Source organism: Rania fehmarnensis, from assembly GCF_056494185.1.
The window spans coordinates 1,672,900-1,695,600 of the sequence record NZ_CM151398.1; the positions used below are offsets into that span (position 1 = coordinate 1,672,900).

Here is a 22,701-nt window from a genome sequence, read left to right on the forward strand (position 1 = left end):
GTTCGAGGGCAAGACCCCGCCTCCAACAACTCGTACTCGTACTCCTACTCGGCGCAATTTCGAGTAGGAGTGGGAAGGCGGCGGTCACCTCTCCCGGCGAAGAGCACTGGCAATGCTGCGCATAGCCAGTGCCACCCTAGTTTCGAGAAAAACTTTCTTCGATCGCTTTGTCCATGTTGGATGGCATATGGGTCACTTGTTCCATGACCCAGTGATTCATATCGCTGAGCATGTTATCCAGCAGGTCATCGCAGGTGGGGTATTGGCGAATCGTGGCTTGCATGCGAGCAGCGTGTAGGAGCGGCAACGTTTCGCAGATGTGATCGACGCCACACCGAGTCGATTCGCCACCAAACATCCACAGGATAGGAAGTTTGCGAGCCCCGTCGAGGTTATTTAGAGGACACTGATTGCGCGGGAACGCGCCGCAGATGGAAATCACGCCGGCGAATTGTTGAGGATAACGCAGCGCGATGCGCAGGGCTGTTGTACCACCAGAACCATAACCGGCCAAGAAGATCCGTTGCTTGGCGATGGAGAACGAGCGGGCGGCGGCAGCGATCGAGGCGAAGATCGTTTCCTCGGCTACCGCAATGGCGGCGCGAGACTGTGACCATTCGTAAGTATGACCGCAGGCTTCGGTGGCTTGAGTGCCTCGCGGCGCACAGCCGACGTAATTTTGCAAACTGAGCGCGGGCATGACCGCTTCCAGTTCACGTTCACTGCTGCGGCAGCCGTGCAGCCACACAACTAGTGGATAGTCGTAATTGGGCTCATAACGTTCGGGCCCAAACATGGCCAGCGGCTGCTCGGAGCGAACCGAGGTAACTCGCGACGGCGAAGATGTAGAAGAGACAGATTTTTTCAATAGGTCTAACTGACTACCGAGCTCCTGAGAGCGGTCAAGGCGGTTCCGCATTTTGAACAATCTTTGGTAGCAGGAATAAAGATCGGCCCAAGTTTGGCCATCGCTGCCTTATAAAAGACAGCCATCGCCGATGATCGCAGTAGACTAGCCTCAGTGAAGGCGTTTTACGACGAAGGGCCCGTCTGAGTCAACGTCAATCATGGTCAAAACAAAGCGCAGGGCCTCGAATGCTGGCATGACTGAAACGCTTTCAAAGAATGAGAACAGACTGGATGACGAGACGGGCGTTTTTAGAGTTGAGCAGCCCTGCGGACTGCTCGGTTCAACCAAAGAGCAAACGCGTAACGCGCTGAGCGCTAGCATCACTCTAAAAAGGCTTTTATGCTTGCAGCAACTTGTCCATCGAAGCTACCAAACTCTTTACAGCATCGACACTCTTCTGAAACGCTTGGGTTTCAGTTTCGTTCAGCTTCAGTTCGACAATCTTCTCAACGCCGCCGGTACCCAAGATCACTGGGACACCGACATAGTATCCGCCAACATTATATTCTTTGTCGCAGTAGGCAGCACAAGGAATCAAACGCTTCTTGTCGCGCACTACGGCTTCGACCATTTGCGCTGTAGCTGCGGCTGGCGCATAATACGCACTACCAGTCTTCAATAGTGCCACGATCTCCGCACCACCATTGCGAGTGCGCGTCACGATTTCTTCCAGTCGCTGCGAACTGATCAGTTGCGTAACTGGAATACCGCCCACGCTGGTGCAGCTAGGAATCGGTACCATGGTGTCGCCGTGACCACCCATCAAGAGAGCGGAAATGTCTTCGACACTTACACCCAGCTCCAGAGCCAAGAACGTGCGGTAGCGAGCGGTGTCGAGCACACCTGCTTGACCGATCACGCGCTGGGCAGGAAAGCCGGTTGTCTTCCAAACTTGTTGCACCATAGCGTCCAGCGGATTGCTGACGACGATGACGACTGCCTCGGGTGATGTCGCTTTGATTTCTTTGGCGACGCTGGTGACGATCTTGGCATTGGTGCTCAGCAAATCATCGCGGCTCATACCGGGCTTGCGAGCGATTCCGGCGGTGACAACTACGACATCGCTGCCGGCCGAGTCGGCATAGTTATTGGTGCCGATGACGTGGCTATCGAAACCCATGATCGGAGAAGCTTGCATCAAGTCAAGCGCTTTGCCCTTGGGCATGTCTTCGACTTGCGGAATATCCAGCAGGACAACATCGCCCAGTTCGGCAGCAGCACACCAGTGTGCACAAGTGGCTCCAACGTTCCCGGCTCCAACAATGGTAATTTTGGCTCGACGCATCTGGCAGCTGTGACCCCCTATCAAGTAGTCGCTCGTGAGTGGCGCGGACAGCCCGCTGTTGCCATCGCTCCAAAAAAGTATTCGCACGGAGGGTCCTCGTCAAGTTAGGCGCGGCCTATGTTGGCCAGGGTGCGTCAGAAAGTGTTTTGCTAGCTTAGGGACTCAAAATTGGTACAACCGGCCAGCTTTACGCAAAGAAACCAGCTTTACCACACTTCACGCCCTGCCTTGACTGACTAAACTATCGCAGTGTGTACTGTGTCGATCGGTGTCGGAGCCACTGTTATTAATTTCTGAATCTGCCCGGGTTTAGAGACGAGTTTTGTGCCGACAGGTCTGAAGTTGGCCCACCTAGAAGTTTTACCATGTCGATATCACCTGCCCTTGGCATCTTGGAAACCCCAGGTTGGACACCGGCCATGGTGGCCCTGGACGCTATGGAAAAGGCGGCTGGAGTTTCAGTCTGGCAAGTCGAATTGAACGACATGCTGGGCACGGTCCTGAAAATCGTAGGCTCTGTCGACGCGGTGCGGGCCGCGATTGATGCTGGCTACGAAATCGCTCAAGCCATGACCGGCAAAGCTCAGTGCACCGTCATTGCCCGGCCCACAGTTGCCAGTAGCCGTGCGATCAACAGCGCGGTCGAATTCAATCCTCTGATTCAACAAGCAGTCGTCAAAGAGCTGACTGCTAATCCATTTACGTCACCTGCTACCAGCGAGTCTAATACCGTGAGCAACGAACCCATCCAAGCACTCGGATTCATCGAAACCCAAGGCTTCACCGCTGTCTTCGAAGCGATCGATACGGCCTGCAAAGCGGCCCAAGTCGACGTCGTCGGCAAAGAAAAGCTTGGCGGCGGTTATGTCACCGTCGTGGTGCGTGGCGATGTGGCAGCCGTTCGCGCCGCGATCGATGCCGCGCGGCCCAAAGTAGAAGGACTCGGCAAACTGATCGCCGCCCACGTCATCGCTCGCCCCAGCCAGAGCGTGCTCGCACTCTTGCCGAAGTAAATCTGGTTACCAGGCCCATCTGGTTACCAGGCTCTGCCTGGTAACCCATTGCCTTGCAGGCTCCGCCTGCGCATCTCAACCTGAAGCGGCTGAGGACAGCCGCGGTACATCCTTCCCACGGTACTATGTCCGTGCTTCGAGGCGGTGTTTGGCTCAGGAGGACCTTCGCCCTCCCGGGCTCTTGGTCGGAAGACGCAATGGTTAGCGGGTGCTGAGCGGCTGGGGACAGCCGCTCTACATTCTTCCCCCCGGTACTATGTCCGCGCTTCAAGGTGGTGTTTGACTCAGGAGAACCTTCGCCCTCCCGGGCGCTCGGTCGGAAGACGCAATGGTTAGCGGGTGCTGAGCGGCTGGGGACAGCCGCTCTACGTTCTTTCCCCGGTACTATGTCCGCGCTTCATGGCGGTGTTTGGCTCAGGAGGACCTTCGCCCCTCCCGGGCGCTCGGTCGGAAGATGCAATGGTTAGCGGGTGCTGAGCGGCTGGGGACAGCCGCTCTACATTCTTCCCCCCGGTACTATGTCCGCGCTTCAAGGCGGTGTTTGGCTCAGGAGGACCTTCGCCCCTCCCGGGCGCTCGGTCGGAAGACGCATGGGTTAGTGGGTGCTGAGCGGCTGGGGACAGCCGCTCTACATTCTTCCCCCCGGTACTATGTCCGCGCTTCAAGGCGGTGTTTGGCTCAGGAGGACCTTCGCCCTCCCGGACGCTCGGTCGGAAGACGCAATGGTTAGCGGGTGCTGAGCGGCTGGGAACAGCCGCTCTACGTTCTTCACTGCAAGAACTTATCCAATTCTCTTAAGTATTCGTCGGTCAGCCAATCGTTGTGATCGGCGCCGGCGATTCGGATGAACTTCTTGGGTTCATTGGCGGCCTGAAAAAGTTTTTCGGCCAGAGCAAGTGGGACAGTGCGATCGTTGGTTCCATGGCTCTGCAGCAGCGGTCCACGGTATTTACCAATTGTGTCGACGGAATTCAGTTTGCTGCGCGGAATGACCCACGAGACTTTCGGATAATGCACATCGGCCACGTCGCGCATCGTCGGAAATGTGCTTTGCAGAATGAGGGCTTTCGGTGAGCTGACTGCGGCTAGTTGCACCGCAACGGCTCCGCCCAGTGACTCGCCCATCAGCATCATCTCGGAGTCTTTTATGTTGGCCAACTGGCAGAGCTTGGCGCGTGCTGCGGTTGCATCGGCCAATACGCCCGGGACTGTGGGCACGCCATCGCTGCGACCATAGCCGCGATAGTCGAAGGCGAATACTGAGACTCGAGCTCGCGATTGTAAAAATTTCAACCAATCGGCGCGCATCGCTATGTGACCAGCATTACCGTGCGCCAGCAAGATCACTGCGCGGGGGTTGTCTGCTGGACAATACCATCCGTGCAACTTCGTACCGTCCTCCGATGCGAAGTCTACATCCTGAAACTTGAGACCAGGAGGTTGCCAGTTGCCTTCTGGAAATTTCGAAGGAAAGAAGAGCAGCATCTCATCGAGCGTCGGCCCGCGAGTGTCTTGACCAAACCCCAACGGCGCCAACAGTGTGGTGACGATCGCAGCCAAGATAGATGCGCGCATGATATCTCCGGATAGTGAATGTTGATTATATCACCACCGATTTCTCTGCGGGCTCTGCGGGCTCTGCGTTAAAAAATCCAATTTTTTTATTTCCTTTGACTCACACGACTTAGCGTCATTCGGTCGCAGCTAGCATTGGTCAGTCTGGTTGACGATTTGGACTCGATCACAACACTGGGACGTCACCCATGGGCAATAGTTGCGTGCAGCAAGAATGCGAGCACGTCTTATCAGGAAGGGATTCACCATTCGATTCTAGCAATGCGGAACTGCGCAATAGTTGCGACGGAATCGCGTTGCAAAAAAGGGAGTGAGTAATGCTTCGAACCAGTCTATGGTCGGTTGTTGGTCTGTCGATGATGTTGGCAATGAGCGACATTGGCACATCCTCGGCTAGTGCATGCGATAAATGCATTGCGCAGCGCAAAGCCCAGCAACAAGCTTCTGAAGGCCGCATGCGACACGTAGGTGGATCGCTGGGCTCCGGAGGCTACGAAGGCGTAGGCTTTTCTACACGTTCCGCCGATGAGGCAATTCGTCAGAGTTGCTATTGGGGACAACGTCAACCAACTGGCATCGGCGTAGCCCGCGGTGCAAATGGTTGGTATGCAACTGTCCTATATCGATAATCGTTGACCCATATCGATAATTGTGCTGAACCTTCGCCTCCCCCGGTCGTCGGGGGAGGTCGAACTAAACCGACGGCGTTAGCCGCGGTTCTTAACTAGGCAAGTGGACACTGGCCAATGAGTAGCCACCGTCGCCAGACGGTGGATGCGTCACCAAACCGCGATGTTTGCGAGTCGACGCGCTTAGCAAAGCACAGGGCCAAGAACACAGGCTGGAAGCCTATGCCACATGAGGCCACGTTAGGCCTCGGGGTCGGTCCACTTTTCGCTTTTGAAATGTTTCTTGTAGGCACCGAAATCGTTGAATGCGTACCACTTGGCTAGTCGCACTAGCAGATTGCGTTCGGGGATCTCGGCACCAGGCACATACTGCGAGCGTCGAGGTTGCGTCGCTTGTAACTCGGCCATTACGCTATGACGCTGGGTCGTATCGTGCGCGCCGTGTTTGGTGGCTAGTTGCACGAGAATGTCGGGACGCTCCAGGACAACACAACCGCGCGTGTGCTGGGCAGTCAGTTCACGGAAGTCGCGCAGGAACTCACTTTGATTGAATACATCTTTCAATGGTCGACCATCGTTGATGTTCTCTTTGGCCAACTGAATGATCGGGCAGGGTTCGATGTCGCCGCCCGGACCAATATGATGTGTAAAGCCTGTGACGGCCGGACACAGAGCTCGACCTTCACCATCGTGATAGGCATCGATGACGATGATCGGTTTGGTCGCGCGGGTATCGACTACGAATTGACGCACGCGGCGCAGTTGTTCGGTGTCGAGCGACAAATCGGGATTGCTCTCGGGTCCTACAGGTCGATAGACGTGGAACCAACAATACATGACGCCCATCTCGATCAAACGGTCGACCCATTGGCTGGTTAGCAGGTCATCGATGTTGGTGCGACAGACGCTGGTACAAACGCCGGTGAGGACTTTGTTGTTGAGGCAGTTCTGCAAGCCCTGCATGGTCGCGCTCAGCACGCCTTCGCGTCCACGTCGCTCGTCGCTGACGAGCTGGCTACCTTCGACGCTGATCAGCGGCGTTACGTTGCCCATCTTGCGAAGTCGCTTGGCAACTTCGTCGGTGATGAAGTGGCCGTTGGTGAAGACTTGAAAGTAGACGTCCTTTTGGCCTTCCAGGAAGTCGAGCAATTCGCGATGCAGGAAAGGTTCGCCGCCCAGGATGCCGAAGAAGGCATTGCCCATCGCCTTGGCTTCGTTCACCGTCCGGTTCAGCGCAGCCAAATCGATTTTGGTCTGTTTGCCGGCCACATCGACCCAACAGCCTTGGCAACGTAGGTTGCAAGTATTGATGACCGACAGGTAGAGAAACGGTGGGAAAAACTCACCACGTTTGAGGCGACTACGGTGTTTCTGCACACTTCGCAGGCCCTTCCAGCCAGCCTGCCAGGCCAATTTCCACAGCAGTCGTTTGTCGGTTTCCAACAACAGCCGCTTGGCCATCCTCAAATACATACTGAACCTCTGGCTCGACGAGCCGACTAGAATTGCAAAAAGCGTTCGCTCATTATACAGTGCAATAATGCCCAGGGCATAGCTGCCAGTCGCTCAATTCAGCTCTCAAGAACCGCACGTGAACCGCACTTATCACCAGCATTTGCTCGAAGAATCCCTGGCGGGTAACCGTGATTCGCTGGGCAAATTATTGGAAGATTATCGAGCTTATTTAACGGTTCTGGCTCAGCGTTACCTCGATGATCGCCTCCGCGGCCGCTTGGATCCGGCCGATATTGTGCAAGTCACCTTCATGGAAGCCCAGCGCGACCTACACGCCTTTCGCGGTCATCAGATCGAAGAATTGCTGGGCTGGTTGCGAAACATATTGCGCAACAATGTCAGTTCTGCGCATCAAAAACATCTGTATACACAGAAACGCTCGGCAGGTCGCGAAGCCCGCAGTGGCGGCGGCGGTGATGACAGCGGACCTATGTTGACCGACCTGGTGCCCTCGGAAACAACGTCACCCAGTCAACGCATGATGCGCGACGAAGCGGCGGTCTACCTGGCCAACTGCCTGCAAACGTTGCCCGACACCCAACGCGAAGCCTTACGCTTGCGCTATGTCGAAGGACAGTCGCTGAAAGAAATCTCCGTCACGATGGACAAGAGCGAAATGGCCGTGGCAGGACTACTCAAACGCGGCTTGCAGTCCTTGCGCGAACGCATGCTCTCCGATAGTTCCAGCGGACAAATGCCCAGATAAGCCGATGTGGCATAGGCTTCCAGCCTGTGTGGCTCGGCTATTGTGGCATAGGCTTCCAGCCTGTGTGGCTTAGTCGTTAGCTGGAAGCCTGTGTTCTTCCTTAGTTGGCAGCCTTCAGAGATTGCTTAAGACGCACACAGGCTAGAAGCCTATGCCACACAGGCTAGAAGCCTATGCCACACAGGCTAGAAGCCTATGCCACAGGAACTGCAGGTTGGACATTGGGGATTGCGCTGGATGGTGCGTTTGCGGAACTGCATGTAGCGCAGGTCCATACTCAGCAGCGAGCCGGTTAAGGGCTGGCCGAAACCGGCGATCAGTTTGATCGCTTCCATCGCTGCCATACAGCCAACAGTACCCGAGACGGCACCGAAGACAGGAAACTCGCGGCGCCAGCCGGCCGGTGCAGTCGGCGTTAGACACGCCAAGCAAGGTGTCTGGCCAGGGATGATGACTGTTAAACTGGCTTCCAAATCGTACATAGCGCACTCGATCATCGGCTTGCGCTGAGCGACAATGGCTGCGTTCATCGCTAGTCGTTCCTCGAACAGCGGTGCACAGTCGACGACCATATCGACTTGTTCGATAATGCTGGCCGCATTGTCAGTGTTTATGTTCGCATTGATGGTTACGATCTTCATGCGCGGATTGAGTTCATGCAAGCGTCGCTCGGCTGATTCAATGCGCGGCTTGCCAATCCAATCGTGAGTCATCAACAACTGACGATTGAGATCGCTCGGTTTGACATTACCGGCGTGAGCCAAGACCAACTGGCCAATACCCGCGGCGGCAAGTTGATAGGCGACCAGGCCACCCAGTCCTCCGATGCGCGAGATGAGTACCGAGGCGGAACGCAGTTTCTCTTGGCCGGCCTGGCCAAAGTCGCTGACCCACATCTGCCACTGATATATATCGAGTTCTTCAGGCGTCATACGGTTAGCCACCCGAGACCAACGTCAAGAGAGCAACGTGGTCACCTTCCTTCAGTGGTTGATCAATGCCGCTGGGCGATTGATCGTTTACAAACACCAGCAGACCATGTCGTGGCTCGCCCTCTGTATCGATCCAAGTCGATAACGTCGGATGCAAACCAGTTAGCTGCGCAAACAAGTGTCGCAGTGAACTGCCCTCCGGCAAACTGGTCGGCTGCAGCCTGACACCACTGGCAGCGCGAACTTGAGTTCCAAACTCGACATCAACTTGCATGGTGCGTTTCAGTTTTCGGTGCGTGAATTGTTTCAATGATTTGGCCTTGGGCCAGGCGATATTGACGATCGGCCAGCGCGGCGGCATCTTCGGAGTTGTGGGTGATATGCAAGGTAGTCATACCGGTCGATTCTTTCAATTGCCGCAGCAGTGCATGCATATGGCCTCGCGTTTGCTCGTCCAGCGCGCTGAGCGGTTCATCGAGCAGCAGCACCGCAGGTCGAAATGCTATGGCTCGGCCAAGGGCTACGCGTTGTGCCTCGCCGCCGGAGAGCCCTTGAACCTGACGCGTGAGCAGATGCGTCAGACCGAGCACTTCGGCCAGTTCGTTTACACGACTTTGAATTGTCGCGGGCGATTGCCTGCGCAGTCGCAGCGCGAACGACAAGTGATCGACGACGCGCATGTGCGGAAACAGAGCCAGGTCTTGAGGCAGATAACCGATGTGTCGATCACCGGGCAACCAATCGGTAACGTCCTGGCCTTGAACGAGCACCCGGCCGGCGCTCGGCTTGCGCAGGCCGCAAATGATCTCAACCAGCGTGGTCTTGCCCTGCCCTGTTTGACCCATCAAGACCGCATATTGTCCGGTAGGTATCACCAGCGACAAATTGCTCAATTGGAACTGGCCAATCTGGTAAGCGATTTGTTTCAGTTCGATCATGCGTTGATCCCTGTTCCCAGGAAGCGCAGCACGACCAGCACAATAGCCGCCATGGCGACCATCAATAGTGACACCGCCACCGCTGAATCGAGGTTGCCAATACTCAACTCCAGAAAGACGCTAGTCGAGAGGACTTCGGTGCGCATTCGCGTTGTACCAGCAAAGACCATGATCGGTCCAAACTCTCCCAAGGCCCGCGCCCAGGAGATCGTCAAGGCGGCAACGATACCCCGCCAGGCTTGCGGCAAGGCGACTTCGGTGAACGCGCGACCACGTGTGCATCCCAGCGTACGGGCCACCGCTTCTGGACGCGGATCGATCTGTTCGAAAGTTACCCGCATCGTGCGCACCGCAAAGGCGCAGGCGACTGTGAACTGCGCCAGCACCACCGCGGGCCAATGATACGTTACAGGCAAGTTGCGATGCTTCAACCAATCTTCCAATGTTCCACTACCAAGCTGAGTGTGAAACAAGATCAACAAGCTGATACCCAGTACCAACGGTGGCAGCACGATGGGAATGTCGACTAACGTATCAACGATCCAGCGACCAGGGAAACGATAACGCGCCAGAATATAACCCAGCGGAGTTCCTACCCACACCGACATGATCGCTGATAATGTGCAGGTCAGCAGCGTCAACCTTAGGGCCGCTTGAATCTCGGCTTTTTCAAAAGCCGTTACAAAATCAGTCCAGGTGACAAACCAAATGTCGGCTGCCAAGAGCAATACGATCAACAGAATGAAGCTAGCCGATATACCGCCCGTCACTAAGAAAAAAGGCGCATCAGAGCGTCGACGAAACTTCTCCATCAATTCTGCCCTGTAGCTGCGGCACTTGCTTGCGTCTTCAAATCTTCGGACCAGCGAAAGCCCTCCAACAAGAATGACTGCTTGGAGTCCACCGATTTGATGCGCCGGAACATGCGGTCGGCCAACTGAGCATGCGGCGAGTCGACGGCTACGGCAAAAGGTTGAACGGCGACCGAACACGGCAGGCCTGTGATCCGAATAGCATCCAGTTTTTCACCCGCACCAGCTGCGTTGCTCAAGTAAACCACGGCGGCATCCAAGCTACCGGCCTGCATTTGATTGACCAACATATCGCCGGTGGGCGATTGCACTGTCACGTTGGCCATGACCTCTTGTTCTACACCTCCTTCACGCAAAGTGTTCTGCGTCAGCCAACCCATGGCGCATTGCTTTTCATGGCCTATGCCAATGCGCAGTCCAGGGTTGCCGAGGTCGCGCAGGTTTTTGATGCCGTGCGGATTGCCTTTGTGTACCAGGATTACCAATTCGTTCTGGGAGACGTCGACCGGAGCCGGAAACAGATCGGGTAAACTATTCATGAACTCCTTGTCACACGCGAAGTAAGCATCGGGATGCTGACCGGCTTTCATCTGAGCGACTAGGATTCCGCAGCCGTTATAGACTCGCGATACGCGCACACCTTCGCGCTGCTCAAATGAGATGATGGTCTTTTCGATCGCAGGCCGTAGCATCGAGCCGGCAAAGATCGAAAGCTCTGGTTGATCACTCCACAGATCTCCGGTAACTGGTTGGAAGCCGAATTCGGTATACCGTTTGAGCCCACGATCGCGGGCAGCCACATATCGCGCGAAATGCAACGCGTCTCTGGCACGTTTGGTGGATTTGACAATCGCCAGCGAAATGCTGGAAGTAGCTTGCTCCAGTTCTGGAATCGACACTGCTTCGAGCTTAGGATAGGTATGGAGCACTGCGTCATACACGATCGTTACGTCAGCCGCCCCGACCACGACATCGCTGGCGACATCGCTGATCGTGGGGCGATAGGCAGTGGTCGACTTTTCGAGTTTATCCCACAGCCCAAGCGCCGTGAGCGCTTGCTGGGTGAGTTTGCCAATAGCGGCTGAATCTGGGCGAGCTTGAATGACGCGAACGTCGGGTTTGAGCAGATCATCGAAGGACTTGATGCCCTTGGGGTTGCCTTTGACTACGGCCAGGACTGCGTGCATTTGAGCCAGAGGTAAGACTTCTTCGACCAGTCCCTTTTCCTGAGCGATGGTAATGTAACTGTCATCAGCCGGCAAAAACAGATCGCCCGTCTCACTAATACTCATCGACGAGAGCAGCGTTTGCGAGGCCCCGAATTGCAATTGCACCTGGCGACCGAATTCTTTGGCATAATCGCCGGCGATGGCTTCAATGACGGCGCGATTGCTGGCGGCGCAGTAAATCATAAGAGGATCGCTGGCCTGCGCAGCTGGTGCAGGCGCGCCGTTAGTACCAGTAGCGTTACCATTACCCAGTTGAATAGTTTGTGTTTGTCTACCCGCCTGAGTAAGTAAGACAATCAAACCGGCGGCGAGCAGGATTGATCCGACTAAGAAAGTGGCGGCGCGATTCATAGTATCGTCAGTTGAAATATGTGATAGTCACCTCTCCATGCGCTGCATAGGGAGGTCGGAGCCAGCGAAGCGCAACTCCGGGAGGGGTGAGTAGGGGAAGCAGGCGTGGCTTTCGGCATCACTTGTCAAGCTCGGCGATACGCTGTTTGGCTTTCTCGGTGGCTTCAGCGATGACTTGGGCGATTTGCACGGGAACGCCGCCTCGATCTTTGGATTGCTGGGCGGCTTCCATAAAGGCAAACAGTTCAAGCGTTTCGTCATTGCTGACCGGGGTCGGTCCGCCTTGAAAGAACTTGGCAATCTGTTCCACCAGTGGTTGATAGCCTTCGTACTTGCCGGTCAGTTCGATGGACTTTTCACCAAAGACCACGACTCCGTAGTCGGCCTTGCCCTCGCGAATGCCGCGGAAGGTACCGATGCGATCGCCGTCCCATACGCCGACCACCATGTCGAGACCCGGTGTGGCGGTACGCGTGACGCTTTGACAACCTGGCCCCATCACCGTGTAGAGAATTTCGACGCCATGCACTCCGTACCAGAACAAATCTGGATGTGTCTTTTCCAGGGAACACGGACTCCACGCCGCCGCCCCACGCGTGCTTGCGCGCAAGGCTTCATCGGTGCGATAACGATAGATGCTGGGACTGAATCGTAGCGACGAACTACTAAACCAGCGAGCGTTGTATTTCTTGGCCAGTAGATCAATGGCGATGGCATCGGCCAGCGTGCCTGCCAGTGGTTTATCGATGAATAGCGGTTTGCCACTTTTCAGTACAGGGATGGCTTGGGCCAAGTGCGGGCGACCATCAACACTCTCCAGTAAGACCGCATCGACTTGCTCGACCAACTTGTCGATCGAGTCGACCATCGTCACATCGAGTTTCTTGAGGTCTTCCGTAAAACCGGCCACGCGCGAATGACTTGATTCAATGTCCGGGCTACCACCCGGGAACGCGGCCACAACTTTCATGCCGCCAAAAGCGTTTTCATTTGGTGGACGATTAAAAAGCTTGGTGAACGCTGGAGCATGCGACGTATCCAAGCCAATCATGCCCAGCTTGGTAACGGCGGGACTCTGTCCCATTGCTGGCAGTACGATCAGCAGCGAGGCGAGGAGCGCGAGAGAAGTGCGCATGGTGGGTTAGCCTTCGGAGGTTTGAAGTTTAGTACTTGAGTTTTTCGTGCAGGAACTGATACGTGCCTTGGCCGTTAATCGTATGCGGGCCTACGAACCATTCCAACCGGGCTGAATCGGCCAGTCCCAGTTTGGCGGAATACAAGTGGCGCACCTTGGCGAACTCGGCCGCTACGCGGTCATCGGGAGCGACGCCATCAAAGTGTCCGCGTTCTACCATAAACGGTCGCGGTGCAATGAGCGTCGCCATCTCTGCATAATTGAAACGCGACCCGAGATCGAATTCAAAAATCTCATACTCCATCGTCCACACATAACTGTAGTTGGAATGAGTCGAGGCATTCTTCCACACCCAGTCGTTGAAGTCCGCTGAGCAGATCGACAAACAATACTGCGGCACCAGTGGTGGAATACGCATGGCGCTTTTCCCGCCGTAACTCAGTCCGTAAAACGCGATGCGACTAGGATCGACTTGAGGCAAGGTTCCTAGCCAATTGCAAATTTGCTGATGCTGCGGAATGATGGTCGAAAACAGCGTTTTCCCAAGCGGATTGCTCTTGCGTTGCAGCGTGCGGAACCGATCATGAAAGATATAGAGATTCTGTGGCGCAAACACCACAAAGCCTTGCTCGGCCAGCTTGGCTGCGACGTCGTGATAAGCGGGATGATCGCCTGCGATACAATCTTGCGGTCGACCTTCTAGTCCATGTTGGAATACCACGCACGGTCGCTTTTCTCCCAGTGGTTGCTCGCGTGGCAAGAGCAACACGCCGTAGGCGATGACGTCGGGAAAGACATCCAGAACCACTTCGTAGCCAACCCATTTAGGTTTTTCGTAGATCAAACGCGAACGCGGCTGGGGTGCGGCTAGCGGCATCTCCCAGCGTCCAATGACTTCGGTTGCGAATCTTTCGCGATAAGGCTCGACGGTGGTTTTGAAATTTTCGAGCGTATCGGTCTTGAGTGCTTGCCAGTACTCGGCCCGCTCGTCATCAGCCTGTTCGAGCACTTGCTGGGTAAAGCGATTCCACTTGTCGAGCATATCGAGACGTCGAGATTCGGCTGAAACAAGCTCGCGGGCGGATGCGACTTCGCCGGCCATGGGATCTGCCTGCAAGACTGACGCATCTATCTTGACCGCAGCCAGAGTTGCACTTACGGCTTCGAGGGATGCACCTGCGCGCTGGGGCATCGACGTTGGCTTTACCTCGCGAAGACTGGCTTGTAGTTGTTTCTGTTGCAAAATCTTTAGAGCTCGTGCGACTTCGGCTGAGGTTGCTTCGGTGGTCGGGCCGGCAAGTCTTCCAGGCGCACCTCCCTCGCCTGCGATATCAACGGTGGGGCCGGCCACGTTGTCGATGATCACGTGACGCGGCGCGATCATGGCCGCTAGCTCCGCATCGCCGAACTTGTTCAGCAAGCTTTGCACGTTGCGATGAATGGGTTCTTGCCACACATTCTCGCGCGCTTGAAAGTGGCCCGAAATGCACACGGCATCGATCGAATTGCTGACAGCGGCTGCATGCAGGGCAACCCAACCACCTTCGCCCCAGCCAATCACCACCAGCGGCAAGGTTTTCGTGCGCATAGCGTCGATGGCTGCTAGGGACTCATGAACTTGGTAGCCCAAGACATGTCGACCAAGCTCAAATGCGCTGCGATACAGAAACTCTTGATCGGTCATCTTGGCGCGGCCACGACGAGCTTCGCGATGCCGACTAACTGGAGTAGCGACAATAACTTCGCCGCCGATGGCAGCCAGGTTGGCTGCCCAAGCAGTAACGTTCGAGTTGTCCGGACCAACGCCGATCAGTTGTTCAGGCGTTTGGCCAGCGTCGGGAACGATAACCGCTTGAAACTTAATCGCCGCGGCGTCGAGCGGTCGCACATAGATGCCCTCGGCATCAACACCCTTGAGCACAGGCCAACGCACCAGGTCGGCCTGCCACCGCGCATGCGACTGATACGGGGTGGTCTGTTGGCGATCGCGCACGATCTGCAAGCGGGGATTGGGTACCCGTTGGTCGCGCAGACCAATGATATTGCTCAGCTCGGCCGCCAGTGGATGAGGTTGCTGGGGGGTGGCACTGACCAGGGCTGGCCAGTGTCGCTGGCGGGCTGCGGGGGCTTGGGCGATTTGGTCGAGCAAGAACTTGTCGACCCCAGCGACTAATTCCGATGTTATATCGCCGTTGGACTGGAGGGCCTGCGTGTCGGGTAAGACTTTGGCGAGCGTTGCATCCTGTGCGGACAGTGACGCACACTGAACGAGTGAGAGGCTGGTCAGCGCCGCCAGGGCCACAATCGTGGATCGCCACATAGTCATCACCCCACTGTCAAAGCTCTCCCTAGTCATTACTCCACAGATCGGTCGCTGAACAGCAAATTAATTGCTGATCAGCTTGTCGATGATAGTTTCGAGTTCAAGCTTCTCGATGCCCATTTTGGCAGCAGCCAGGGCAAAGAGTTGTTTTTCGACTTCCATCAGTTGGCCATCGGCGGCCATCATGCGCATTAGTTCTGACAGCAGGTCGATCTGTTCTTGTCGATCGCTAGGCAGTCGCAGTTTCGCTTGTCCGCTTTGAGCAAAAGCGATGGCTTTTTCAAGATCCTCTTCCTGCAAGCCCAGATGTCCACAGCGATCGATTAGCAGGGCGATCTCTTGTTCAGACAGACTACCGTCAGCGGCGGCCATAATGACCAGGTTCTTCAGATGATCCAGCGGGGACATCGCTAACGGTTCCTTCGATCTTCGAGATAGAGTGCGTGAAAAGCTTCGCTCGATAATAATCGTGCTTGCCTCTGACGACAAGCAGGAGTGCGTTGGCCGTGGGCGTTAGCCCCGGTTCCTACTCAAACATCTTGAACGTTCAGTAACCGCGGCTAACGCCGTCGGTTTAGTTCAGCAACCGCGGCTAACGCCGTCGGTTTAGGCTTTGCGGATGAAATGGGCTGCGAACGAACGGACTTCGCGGCCGTTGAGCACATGCACCATGCGCAGTTGCTGGACGAGAGCGTCATTGAATTGGCTCAGCGGAATATGGACCAGCGATTTACGAAATCTTCGCGCAATCTGACGAAAGACGGCACTTGGCGCCTGGGGGCTCAGCAGGGCGATTTGCCGCTCGCGCGCATGCAGGCACGCAGCCGCTACTAAACGTTCTTCCAGACCTTGAGCAAACTTCAAGCGCCGATCGTGCCAGATATCCGGTATGGATACTGGCGGATACAAGAACATGGCTCCACCATAGGTGGCCATGGCGATACCTGGACCCACCAACTGTTCGCGATAGTCGGTGGCAAAAAACGCGAGCGTTGATTCTTCGATGTGTTCTGCAAACCAAGTTGTGCGCCAGGGATACGCATTTGGATCGGACGGTATATCAAATAACATTACACAGCAGTCGATCGTGCCTACACTAGGCGGCATAACCTTCACATAGATGTCACCGTCGTACCAATGGCGAATCGTCTCGCGAATGTCGATGCCGTCTTTGATGCTAGTCGTAAATTTTTCGCTGCGCGCCAGGTCGGCACCGATGATCGCGCGAGCTCGATCGATGACGCGCGTGCGAAAGCTTTCGATCAGCATATCTTCGGGAGGCCACGAACATTGCGAACGTGGGTTCCACTGCGTCTTCCAACGATCCATTTCTTGCTTGGCCGGCTTGCGCTGGAGCTGCAAGCGTCGCCAGAGCACCGGAGGACCGGGAAGGCGGCTGACAATGTCGACGACTTCTTCGCCAGGCAGGCGCGCTTGATCCACTCCCAAGGTTACCGTTTGCAGGCCGAGATCTTCTTCGAAGGGATAATTGCGAGCCGTATCGATGACATGAATCGCATACTGATCGCCAAGGATCTGTTGAGCGGCGGTGACGATCGTGTACATCTCCGGAGTCAGTCGCCGCTCCATCAGCGTCAGATTGCGAATGTACTTCAAACATTGCCGCAGCAACAACGGCGTAATGCGTCTGGCCCGCTTGCCCAAGTCCTGCACATAACTGCTGCGAGCTGATATCAACAACTGTTTGACACCATCGATCGACAGGTTATCGTCTTCCTCTAGCTCCAATCGAGCCCGTTCGTAAACGCCTGTGATGAACGGCAATTCGCCAAACATAAACAGCAGCGAGTTGGGATTGACGGCGTAAGTCGTTGGCGGCTCGACCGAATCATGTTCCGGTAGTTCATCGACCGATAGTTCGTCTTCAGCCCATTGACGATAAGCATCGCGGAGCCAGGGCCATTCTTGAATCGAACAGACCACCACAATGTGATCGTATTTCTGCTCCAACTCGTGCAGCCGGTAGGCCATGTGCCGCAAACGCTGCCAGGTCTGGTTATTGTCAGGTGCCGTGACCGTCGTGAGCACTGCCGTGGCAAACCGCTCGAGCGATACCGTCTTGAGTGCGTAAGGATCGGGCATAACCGACGACTGCGGAATATATTGATTGGTCTCCAGGTCGATAAACTCAATCGGCAAATGTTCGCCCAGGCCTAAACGTAAGGCCATGATCACCGGTTGGCAAGGATCGATCGGCACATAGCTCCACTCCTCGCGTTCGTCGTCGCCCTCGTCATTCTGATAAGCGGCGTAGTCCGGCAGCACACGCTGCAAAACCATTGAAGGAGTCGGCAAATTGTTGATCGCTTCGAGCACATCCTCGCGGAAAGAGTGTGGCAAACAGACAGCTACACAATCGTACGGATGCTCCAACAACCACTGGCGCACCATCAGCGCGCAGTGTCCGCTGCCATGAACAACGGGCAAGCAAGTGATCGATTTACCTAAAGCCAGCGGTGAAAGTGGTTTCGTCATGTAGTCAAATGTGGCATAGCCTTCTGGCTTGTGTCAAGTTGCCATCAATTGCGAGTTGCGGAATGCGTCGAGCATTTCGAGTATCATGTTGACGCAGGCAATAGCTATGAATTGAAAATCCTTGACGGCTCCCGCTACGAGGTCGAAAGCACCATGATTCGCTACATATTGTGGCTGAGCTGTCTCTGGCTCGCGCCGTTGGCTCTGGCTCAAGAATGTGCCAGTTGGCCGCGTGCTTTGCCACCTGAGGGGATGGAGATTCCAGCTGAACGCCTAGCCGCGTGGAATCAGCGCCTGAATAAGCTGGACAAGTCGCTACAAACGCAGCGGCAGTCGCCCTATTGGGCCGATGTGCAAGCTTTGGTCAAGGCATGTCGCCTGGCGATTGAATTTCGCGAGTTTTATCAAGAAAAAGATTTTGCCAAGTGCGATCGCTTACTCGACCTGGCGGAATCGCGGCTGAGTTGGCTAGCCAGCAACGTCGATCCAACGGCCACTGGTCCCCTGCCCGGCCTCGAAGGTCAAAAGCGTTTGCAAGTTCGTGGCTTTGTCTCGCGCGTCGACGATTCGGCCCAGCCTATTGGACTGGTGATGCCCGAGTCGCCGCTCGATTCTGCCCAAGGTGTGCCGTTGTTTGTGTGGTTGCATGGTCGAGGTGATAAAGCCACCGATTTACATTTCTTGTGCGAACGTCTGGATCGCGTCGGCGAGGTCGCGCCGGCCAATGCGATTACCCTGCATCCCTTCGGTCGGCAGTGTGTCGGCTACAAAAGCGCCGGCACTACCGATGTGATGGAAGCCATCGATTTTGTTTGTCGCAATTATCCAATCGACCAACGCAAGATTGTGTTGATCGGTTTCTCGATGGGCGGAGCGGGTGCGTGGCATGTGGCTGCTCGAAATGGGGATCGCTTCGTGGCCGTTAGTCCTGGTGCTGGCTTTGCCGAAACGGCTCGCTACCAAAATCTAAAGCCCGATAAGTATCCGCCTGAGTACACGCAGACGTTATGGAGCATCTACGATGTTCCCAATTACACTCGCAACCTCTTTAACTTGCCCGTGATCGCTTACAGCGGTGAGAACGACAAGCAGATTCAAGCAGCTCGCGTCATGGAGGAGGCGTTTCAATCGCACGGGCGAACGTTGAAACATTTGATTGGACCGGGCATGGGACACAAATATCATCCCGAAGTCTTGAAAGAGTTGCTGAAATCGTTGAGTAGCCTTGCCGATCAGGGCCAGGCTGAATCGCCCACTGAATTGTTTCTGCAGACGCGACACTGGCGCGTGCATCGCACGCGCTGGATCAGTATGGAACGCATGGAGAAACAATACGCAGATACACAAGTTACGGCAACCAAGAGCGGTAACACCTGGCAAATCGATACCCAAAACGTAGCCGCTTTGAAACTGGATATTCCAAGCGGTGACGAACTAGTGATTGGCTCGTCCAGTTTTCCAGTTTCGCGCGGCCAGAGTTTGCTGCTGACACCAGGTAGCAAGGGTTCATGGCATGTAACTGAAGAACTCTCTTCGACTGCAAAACGACCTGGACTATCCGGTCCCATCGATGATGCCTTTTTTGATCCTTTCCTAGTTGTGTTGCCCAGTGCAAAGTCGAGCAATACCAGTTTGTCGAAGTGGGTCGAGTGTGAATCGCAATATCAGATCTCGCGCTGGAAGTCGCTGATGCGCGGTGAGCCGCGCACGAAGCGTGATGTGGAAGTAACTGAGGAAGACATACAGAAGTACCATCTAATTTTGTGGGGCGATCCTGCCAGCAATTCGCTCATCGCGCGTGTGCTGAAACAACCTACGATCCCCTTTGGGTGGAGTAGTCAAGAGATCCGACTGGCAGCGCGGCATTGGGATGCCGCAGTGACTGTTCCCAGTCTGATCATGCCCAGTCCGCTTTCGCCAAACCGTTATGTAGTGCTCAATTCCGGACCGACCTTTCGCGACGCGCACGATCGCACCAACTCGCTGCAAAATCCTCAACTACCCGATTGGGCCATGCTCGAGCTGCAGGGCACCCGCAGCAGCGAATCCGCCGCACCGGTCACCGCCGCGGGCTTCTTTGATGAGAATTGGAAATAGAGCGTGGGAGGGCGAATGCTCCAGCTGAGCCGAACACCGCTATGAAGAACGGACAAAGTTGCGGGGGAAGGTGGAGATGGACGCATCAACCTTGGTGTTGTTTGATGCCAACGGATTGTGTCCCCGGGGGCAACTGAAAATGGACCTGACCCCTTTTTATTCTCTGTGCCTCTGTGGTTAGCTCTTGAATTTGTTAACCACAGAGACACAGAGACACAGAGCATCCGACTATCCGCCGCGTTTTCTCCGCGGCCTCTGCGGGCTCTGCGGCCTCTGCGTTTCAAAAAAGAACACCGGGTGCTGAGCGGCTGAGGACAGCCGCTCTACATTCTTCCTTTATGTACTCTTAAACATCTTACCCAACAGCATGGCTGGAAAGAGCAAGAGGGCGACACCGCAGCCGAAGTAAGGACCGGCGCTTAAGGCCGCGACCGCGGCGCCTAACAGCACTAGTGTGAGAATCGCATGTTTGACAGCCAGTTGAACTTTGCGAGGCACTGGATGATACACAGCTTGGACTCCACGATTGAGCACTGTCAAACTGACCAGTCCAATTAGAAGTGGATACGCGCGCCAAGGATCGAGCTGCCAGCGCGTGTCTTCTTCGCCACTAAACCAAGGTATGCTGGCGATCAGGACCGTGCCAGCAATTTCTAAAATGATTCCCAGCATCAAACCACTCGGGACGCTCTGCCCCTCTTCACGCCGCGCAAAGACGGTGATGCCGATGATGTACACACCAATGCCCAAAGCAAAGATGAGCAGCGAGTGAGGGATGTTGGATTCGACCGGATTGACGGCCAACATGACCAAGCCGACCATAATAATGTTCAGCGAGCGGCATAGCCCCATGATCAGCGGCGCGATGGGCGTGCGCTTAATCGCCGAATCATAGGTGCGCACACATAATGATAAAGCGACTGCGGCCAAGAACGCCGCTCCCATCCACAGAGGCTGTTGACGATTGAGATTGGTGGCCAGCAGAACCACGATCGGTGCCGTGATCAGCATGCCACTGCCAACGTGGCCGGCGATGACCGGTGAGATGTGCCCGCGTACCAACGGTCGATGGCTGCGCGTGGTGCGATCTTCTTCCAGATCAACCACGTCGTTCAGAATCATGCCGCCCCAGTAGACCAGCACGGATGCCAGCACGGTCAGAACCAGGGTAAACCATGGCAGCGCCCCACCAGTGACCAGGATGGCCGCGGCTAGCGAATCGGATAAGACAGTAAATACATTTGGTAACCTGACCAGTTGAGCCCAATCGCTCAGGCGTCCCCATTGCAAATGGTCCGCCTCTATCTGGTCGTTTTCAAACGTGGGTTTTTCGGTGGCCATCCATGTCTTTCCGAATCGATTGGGCTGAATTATTACCGCCGCGTTGTCTACTGATGTTGAGTGACTGTGGCTCGTTTAGAAGCTGATCACTCGGGCGTTACCTTTTGGATCTCTTCAGCCAAAGACGGATCGCTATATCCCCGAACTCCGCGACCTTCTTCCAAGCGAATGTCGACCGACAGTTGGATGTCTTCGTTGTCGATCTCGTAGAATTTGGTAATCGTCTGATTATCTAGAGGCTTATAAGATCTGACGATTCGGAAGCCAACTGCGCGGGCGGGATCGTCGGTGTACCACCAAGGGCTCTTGGGAATATTGGGGTCGGTTTCCTTCCAGTCGTAATCCTCGCTGGCGACGCGCGCGGCACTACGCAAGGCTTCGGCGTCGTCTTGCCAACCGCCACCACGCAGCGAGCGATGCACCAACTCCTTCGGCCAATTAATGGCATCGACGACCGATATCGGCATGGATTTCCCGGCCAACGACTTGTAGCCGTCTTCGGTGTGACCGTCGATCGCCCACTCCATCACGCTGCCGTGCATATCATGCAGTCCCCAAGGATTGGGTTTCTTGCTGCCCACGGCATGTAAGACTTCTTCCGAGTTATCGGCAAACCAAGCGTAATCACCAATCGATTCAGGATCATCGCCAAAGCTGTAAGCGGTGGTCGTGCCGGCGCGGCAAGCGTATTCCCATTCGGCTTCGGTGGGCAAGCGATATTGCAGTGCAGTTAAACCAGCTAACCACTTGGTGTACTGCTTGGCAGCGTATTGAGTAACTGTGATCGCCGGCATGTCCAACTCTTCGCCAAATTCGTAGGTGAAGGTTGGTTCGTATAACTGAGTCGGCGCAGTTAGCGATAGAGGTAACTTGCCAGCGTCGACTTTTCGAATCTTCTTTTGTTCAAACGTCTTGAACATCTTGTACATCGACATGAACAGTTTGTATTCGGCCCACGAGATTTCGCACTTGGCGACCCACATGGGCTCGACTTTGATTTCCACTTGTGGACCTTCGTCGTCCTTATGGCCTTCAGCATCTGCTGGGCTGCCCATTTTGAAGACGCCGCCAGGAATCGGCAGCATCGTAAAGCTGACCTGGCTGCCAGGAATTGTAGTGGTGTAAGGAACCAGGTAGCCGCCATCGACTTCGACGATGGTTCCCGAGGTAGGCTTGGTCTTGGAGAAGCCTAATTGATTGGCTGGCTCGGCGGCCGCACAGACGGACGCTGCCATGCACAGAGAACAAACCAGAGCCAAGAATCGAAAACGTTGCATGCTTAACGAACCATTGTGGGGTGTGATATGTAAAGCGGTTGTGGATAGCCGCTGCTATGAAACCATCGCTTCACTAATAGTGTAATCGCCCAGATTTTCTCGCCTACCGGGCGAAACAGGCTCTGAGATTTGTGCTC

Annotated in this window: 19 protein-coding genes; 4 read left to right on the forward strand and 15 right to left on the reverse strand. The window is 55.3% G+C overall.

Annotated elements, in window-relative coordinates; translation table 11 throughout:
• Positions 1–136: 136 nt before the first annotated feature.
• Together SH573x_RS05205 and mdh are read right to left on the reverse strand one after the other, a co-directional pair.
• Positions 137–919 (reverse strand): alpha/beta hydrolase, encoded by a 783-nt coding sequence (locus SH573x_RS05205; RefSeq protein ID WP_479353275.1) that lies wholly within the window; start codon positions 917–919, stop codon positions 137–139.
• Positions 920–1,247: 328 nt separating this feature from the next.
• Positions 1,248–2,195 carry a malate dehydrogenase gene (mdh, locus tag SH573x_RS05210; protein WP_479356652.1) on the reverse strand — a complete coding sequence of 316 codons (948 nt, stop codon included), beginning with the start codon at positions 2,193–2,195 and terminating at the stop codon, positions 1,248–1,250.
• Between the two features lie 365 nt (positions 2,196–2,560).
• On the opposite strand from mdh, the gene SH573x_RS05215 reads away from it, so the two are divergent.
• Entirely contained in the window at positions 2,561–3,208 is a 648-nt protein-coding gene (locus tag SH573x_RS05215; RefSeq protein ID WP_479353276.1) for a BMC domain-containing protein, read from the forward strand.
• Between the two features lie 768 nt (positions 3,209–3,976).
• Here SH573x_RS05215 and SH573x_RS05220 read toward each other — a convergent pair.
• Positions 3,977–4,783: an alpha/beta hydrolase gene (locus tag SH573x_RS05220; protein WP_479353277.1), complete on the reverse strand. Its 807-nt coding sequence runs from the start codon at positions 4,781–4,783 to the stop codon at positions 3,977–3,979.
• A 317-nt stretch (positions 4,784–5,100) separates the two neighbouring features.
• On the opposite strand from SH573x_RS05220, the gene SH573x_RS05225 reads away from it, so the two are divergent.
• On the forward strand, positions 5,101–5,412 hold the full coding sequence (locus SH573x_RS05225) for a hypothetical protein (RefSeq protein WP_479353278.1): 312 nt from the start codon (positions 5,101–5,103) through the stop codon (positions 5,410–5,412).
• A 240-nt stretch (positions 5,413–5,652) separates the two neighbouring features.
• On the opposite strand, the gene SH573x_RS05230 is transcribed toward SH573x_RS05225, so the two are convergent.
• Entirely contained in the window at positions 5,653–6,885 is a 1,233-nt protein-coding gene (locus SH573x_RS05230) for a radical SAM protein (protein WP_479353279.1), read from the reverse strand.
• A 118-nt stretch (positions 6,886–7,003) separates the two neighbouring features.
• Between SH573x_RS05230 and SH573x_RS05235 the strand changes: the two genes are divergently transcribed.
• A complete protein-coding gene (locus SH573x_RS05235) occupies positions 7,004–7,633 on the forward strand; it encodes a sigma-70 family RNA polymerase sigma factor (protein WP_479353280.1) in 630 nt (209 codons plus the stop codon).
• A gap of 185 nt (positions 7,634–7,818) precedes the next feature.
• On the opposite strand, the gene SH573x_RS05240 is transcribed toward SH573x_RS05235, so the two are convergent.
• The 9 genes from SH573x_RS05240 to SH573x_RS05280 form a co-directional block, all read right to left on the reverse strand.
• Complete coding sequence (locus SH573x_RS05240; protein ID WP_479353281.1) at positions 7,819–8,565, reverse strand: HesA/MoeB/ThiF family protein; 747 nt, start codon at positions 8,563–8,565, stop codon at positions 7,819–7,821.
• A gap of 4 nt (positions 8,566–8,569) precedes the next feature.
• Positions 8,570–8,839 (reverse strand): MoaD/ThiS family protein, encoded by a 270-nt coding sequence (locus SH573x_RS05245; RefSeq protein ID WP_479353282.1) that lies wholly within the window; start codon positions 8,837–8,839, stop codon positions 8,570–8,572.
• Positions 8,829–9,503 (reverse strand): ABC transporter ATP-binding protein, encoded by a 675-nt coding sequence (locus SH573x_RS05250; protein ID WP_479353283.1) that lies wholly within the window; start codon positions 9,501–9,503, stop codon positions 8,829–8,831. Before SH573x_RS05250 ends, SH573x_RS05245 begins: the two co-directional genes overlap by 11 nt.
• Entirely contained in the window at positions 9,500–10,315 is an 816-nt protein-coding gene (locus SH573x_RS05255) for an ABC transporter permease (protein ID WP_479353284.1), read from the reverse strand. Before SH573x_RS05255 ends, SH573x_RS05250 begins: the two co-directional genes overlap by 4 nt.
• Complete coding sequence (gene modA / locus SH573x_RS05260; protein ID WP_479353285.1) at positions 10,315–11,895, reverse strand: molybdate ABC transporter substrate-binding protein; 1,581 nt, start codon at positions 11,893–11,895, stop codon at positions 10,315–10,317. Before modA ends, SH573x_RS05255 begins: the two co-directional genes overlap by 1 nt.
• A 118-nt stretch (positions 11,896–12,013) precedes the next feature.
• Entirely contained in the window at positions 12,014–13,030 is a 1,017-nt protein-coding gene (locus SH573x_RS05265; protein ID WP_479353286.1) for a Gfo/Idh/MocA family oxidoreductase, read from the reverse strand.
• 28 nt (positions 13,031–13,058) lie between these two features.
• Entirely contained in the window at positions 13,059–15,350 is a 2,292-nt protein-coding gene (locus tag SH573x_RS05270; protein ID WP_479353287.1) for a dienelactone hydrolase family protein, read from the reverse strand.
• Between the two features lie 66 nt (positions 15,351–15,416).
• Positions 15,417–15,761 carry a tellurite resistance TerB family protein gene (locus SH573x_RS05275; RefSeq protein ID WP_479353288.1) on the reverse strand — a complete coding sequence of 115 codons (345 nt, stop codon included), beginning with the start codon at positions 15,759–15,761 and terminating at the stop codon, positions 15,417–15,419.
• A 198-nt stretch (positions 15,762–15,959) separates the two neighbouring features.
• On the reverse strand, positions 15,960–17,849 hold the full coding sequence (locus tag SH573x_RS05280) for a hypothetical protein (protein WP_479353289.1): 1,890 nt from the start codon (positions 17,847–17,849) through the stop codon (positions 15,960–15,962).
• A gap of 153 nt (positions 17,850–18,002) precedes the next feature.
• Here SH573x_RS05280 and SH573x_RS05285 point away from each other — a divergent pair, with 153 nt between their 5' ends.
• Positions 18,003–19,946, forward strand: a complete 1,944-nt coding sequence (locus SH573x_RS05285; RefSeq protein ID WP_479353290.1) for a prolyl oligopeptidase family serine peptidase — start codon at positions 18,003–18,005, stop codon at positions 19,944–19,946.
• 336 nt (positions 19,947–20,282) lie between these two features.
• Here the strand turns inward: SH573x_RS05285 and SH573x_RS05290 are convergent, their stop codons facing one another.
• A complete protein-coding gene (locus tag SH573x_RS05290; RefSeq protein WP_479353291.1) occupies positions 20,283–21,287 on the reverse strand; it encodes a UbiA family prenyltransferase in 1,005 nt (334 codons plus the stop codon).
• A gap of 86 nt (positions 21,288–21,373) precedes the next feature.
• Positions 21,374–22,564, reverse strand: coding sequence for a formylglycine-generating enzyme family protein (locus tag SH573x_RS05295; RefSeq protein WP_479353292.1), 1,191 nt, complete (start codon positions 22,562–22,564; stop codon positions 21,374–21,376).
• Between the last annotated feature and the right edge of the window lie 137 nt (positions 22,565–22,701).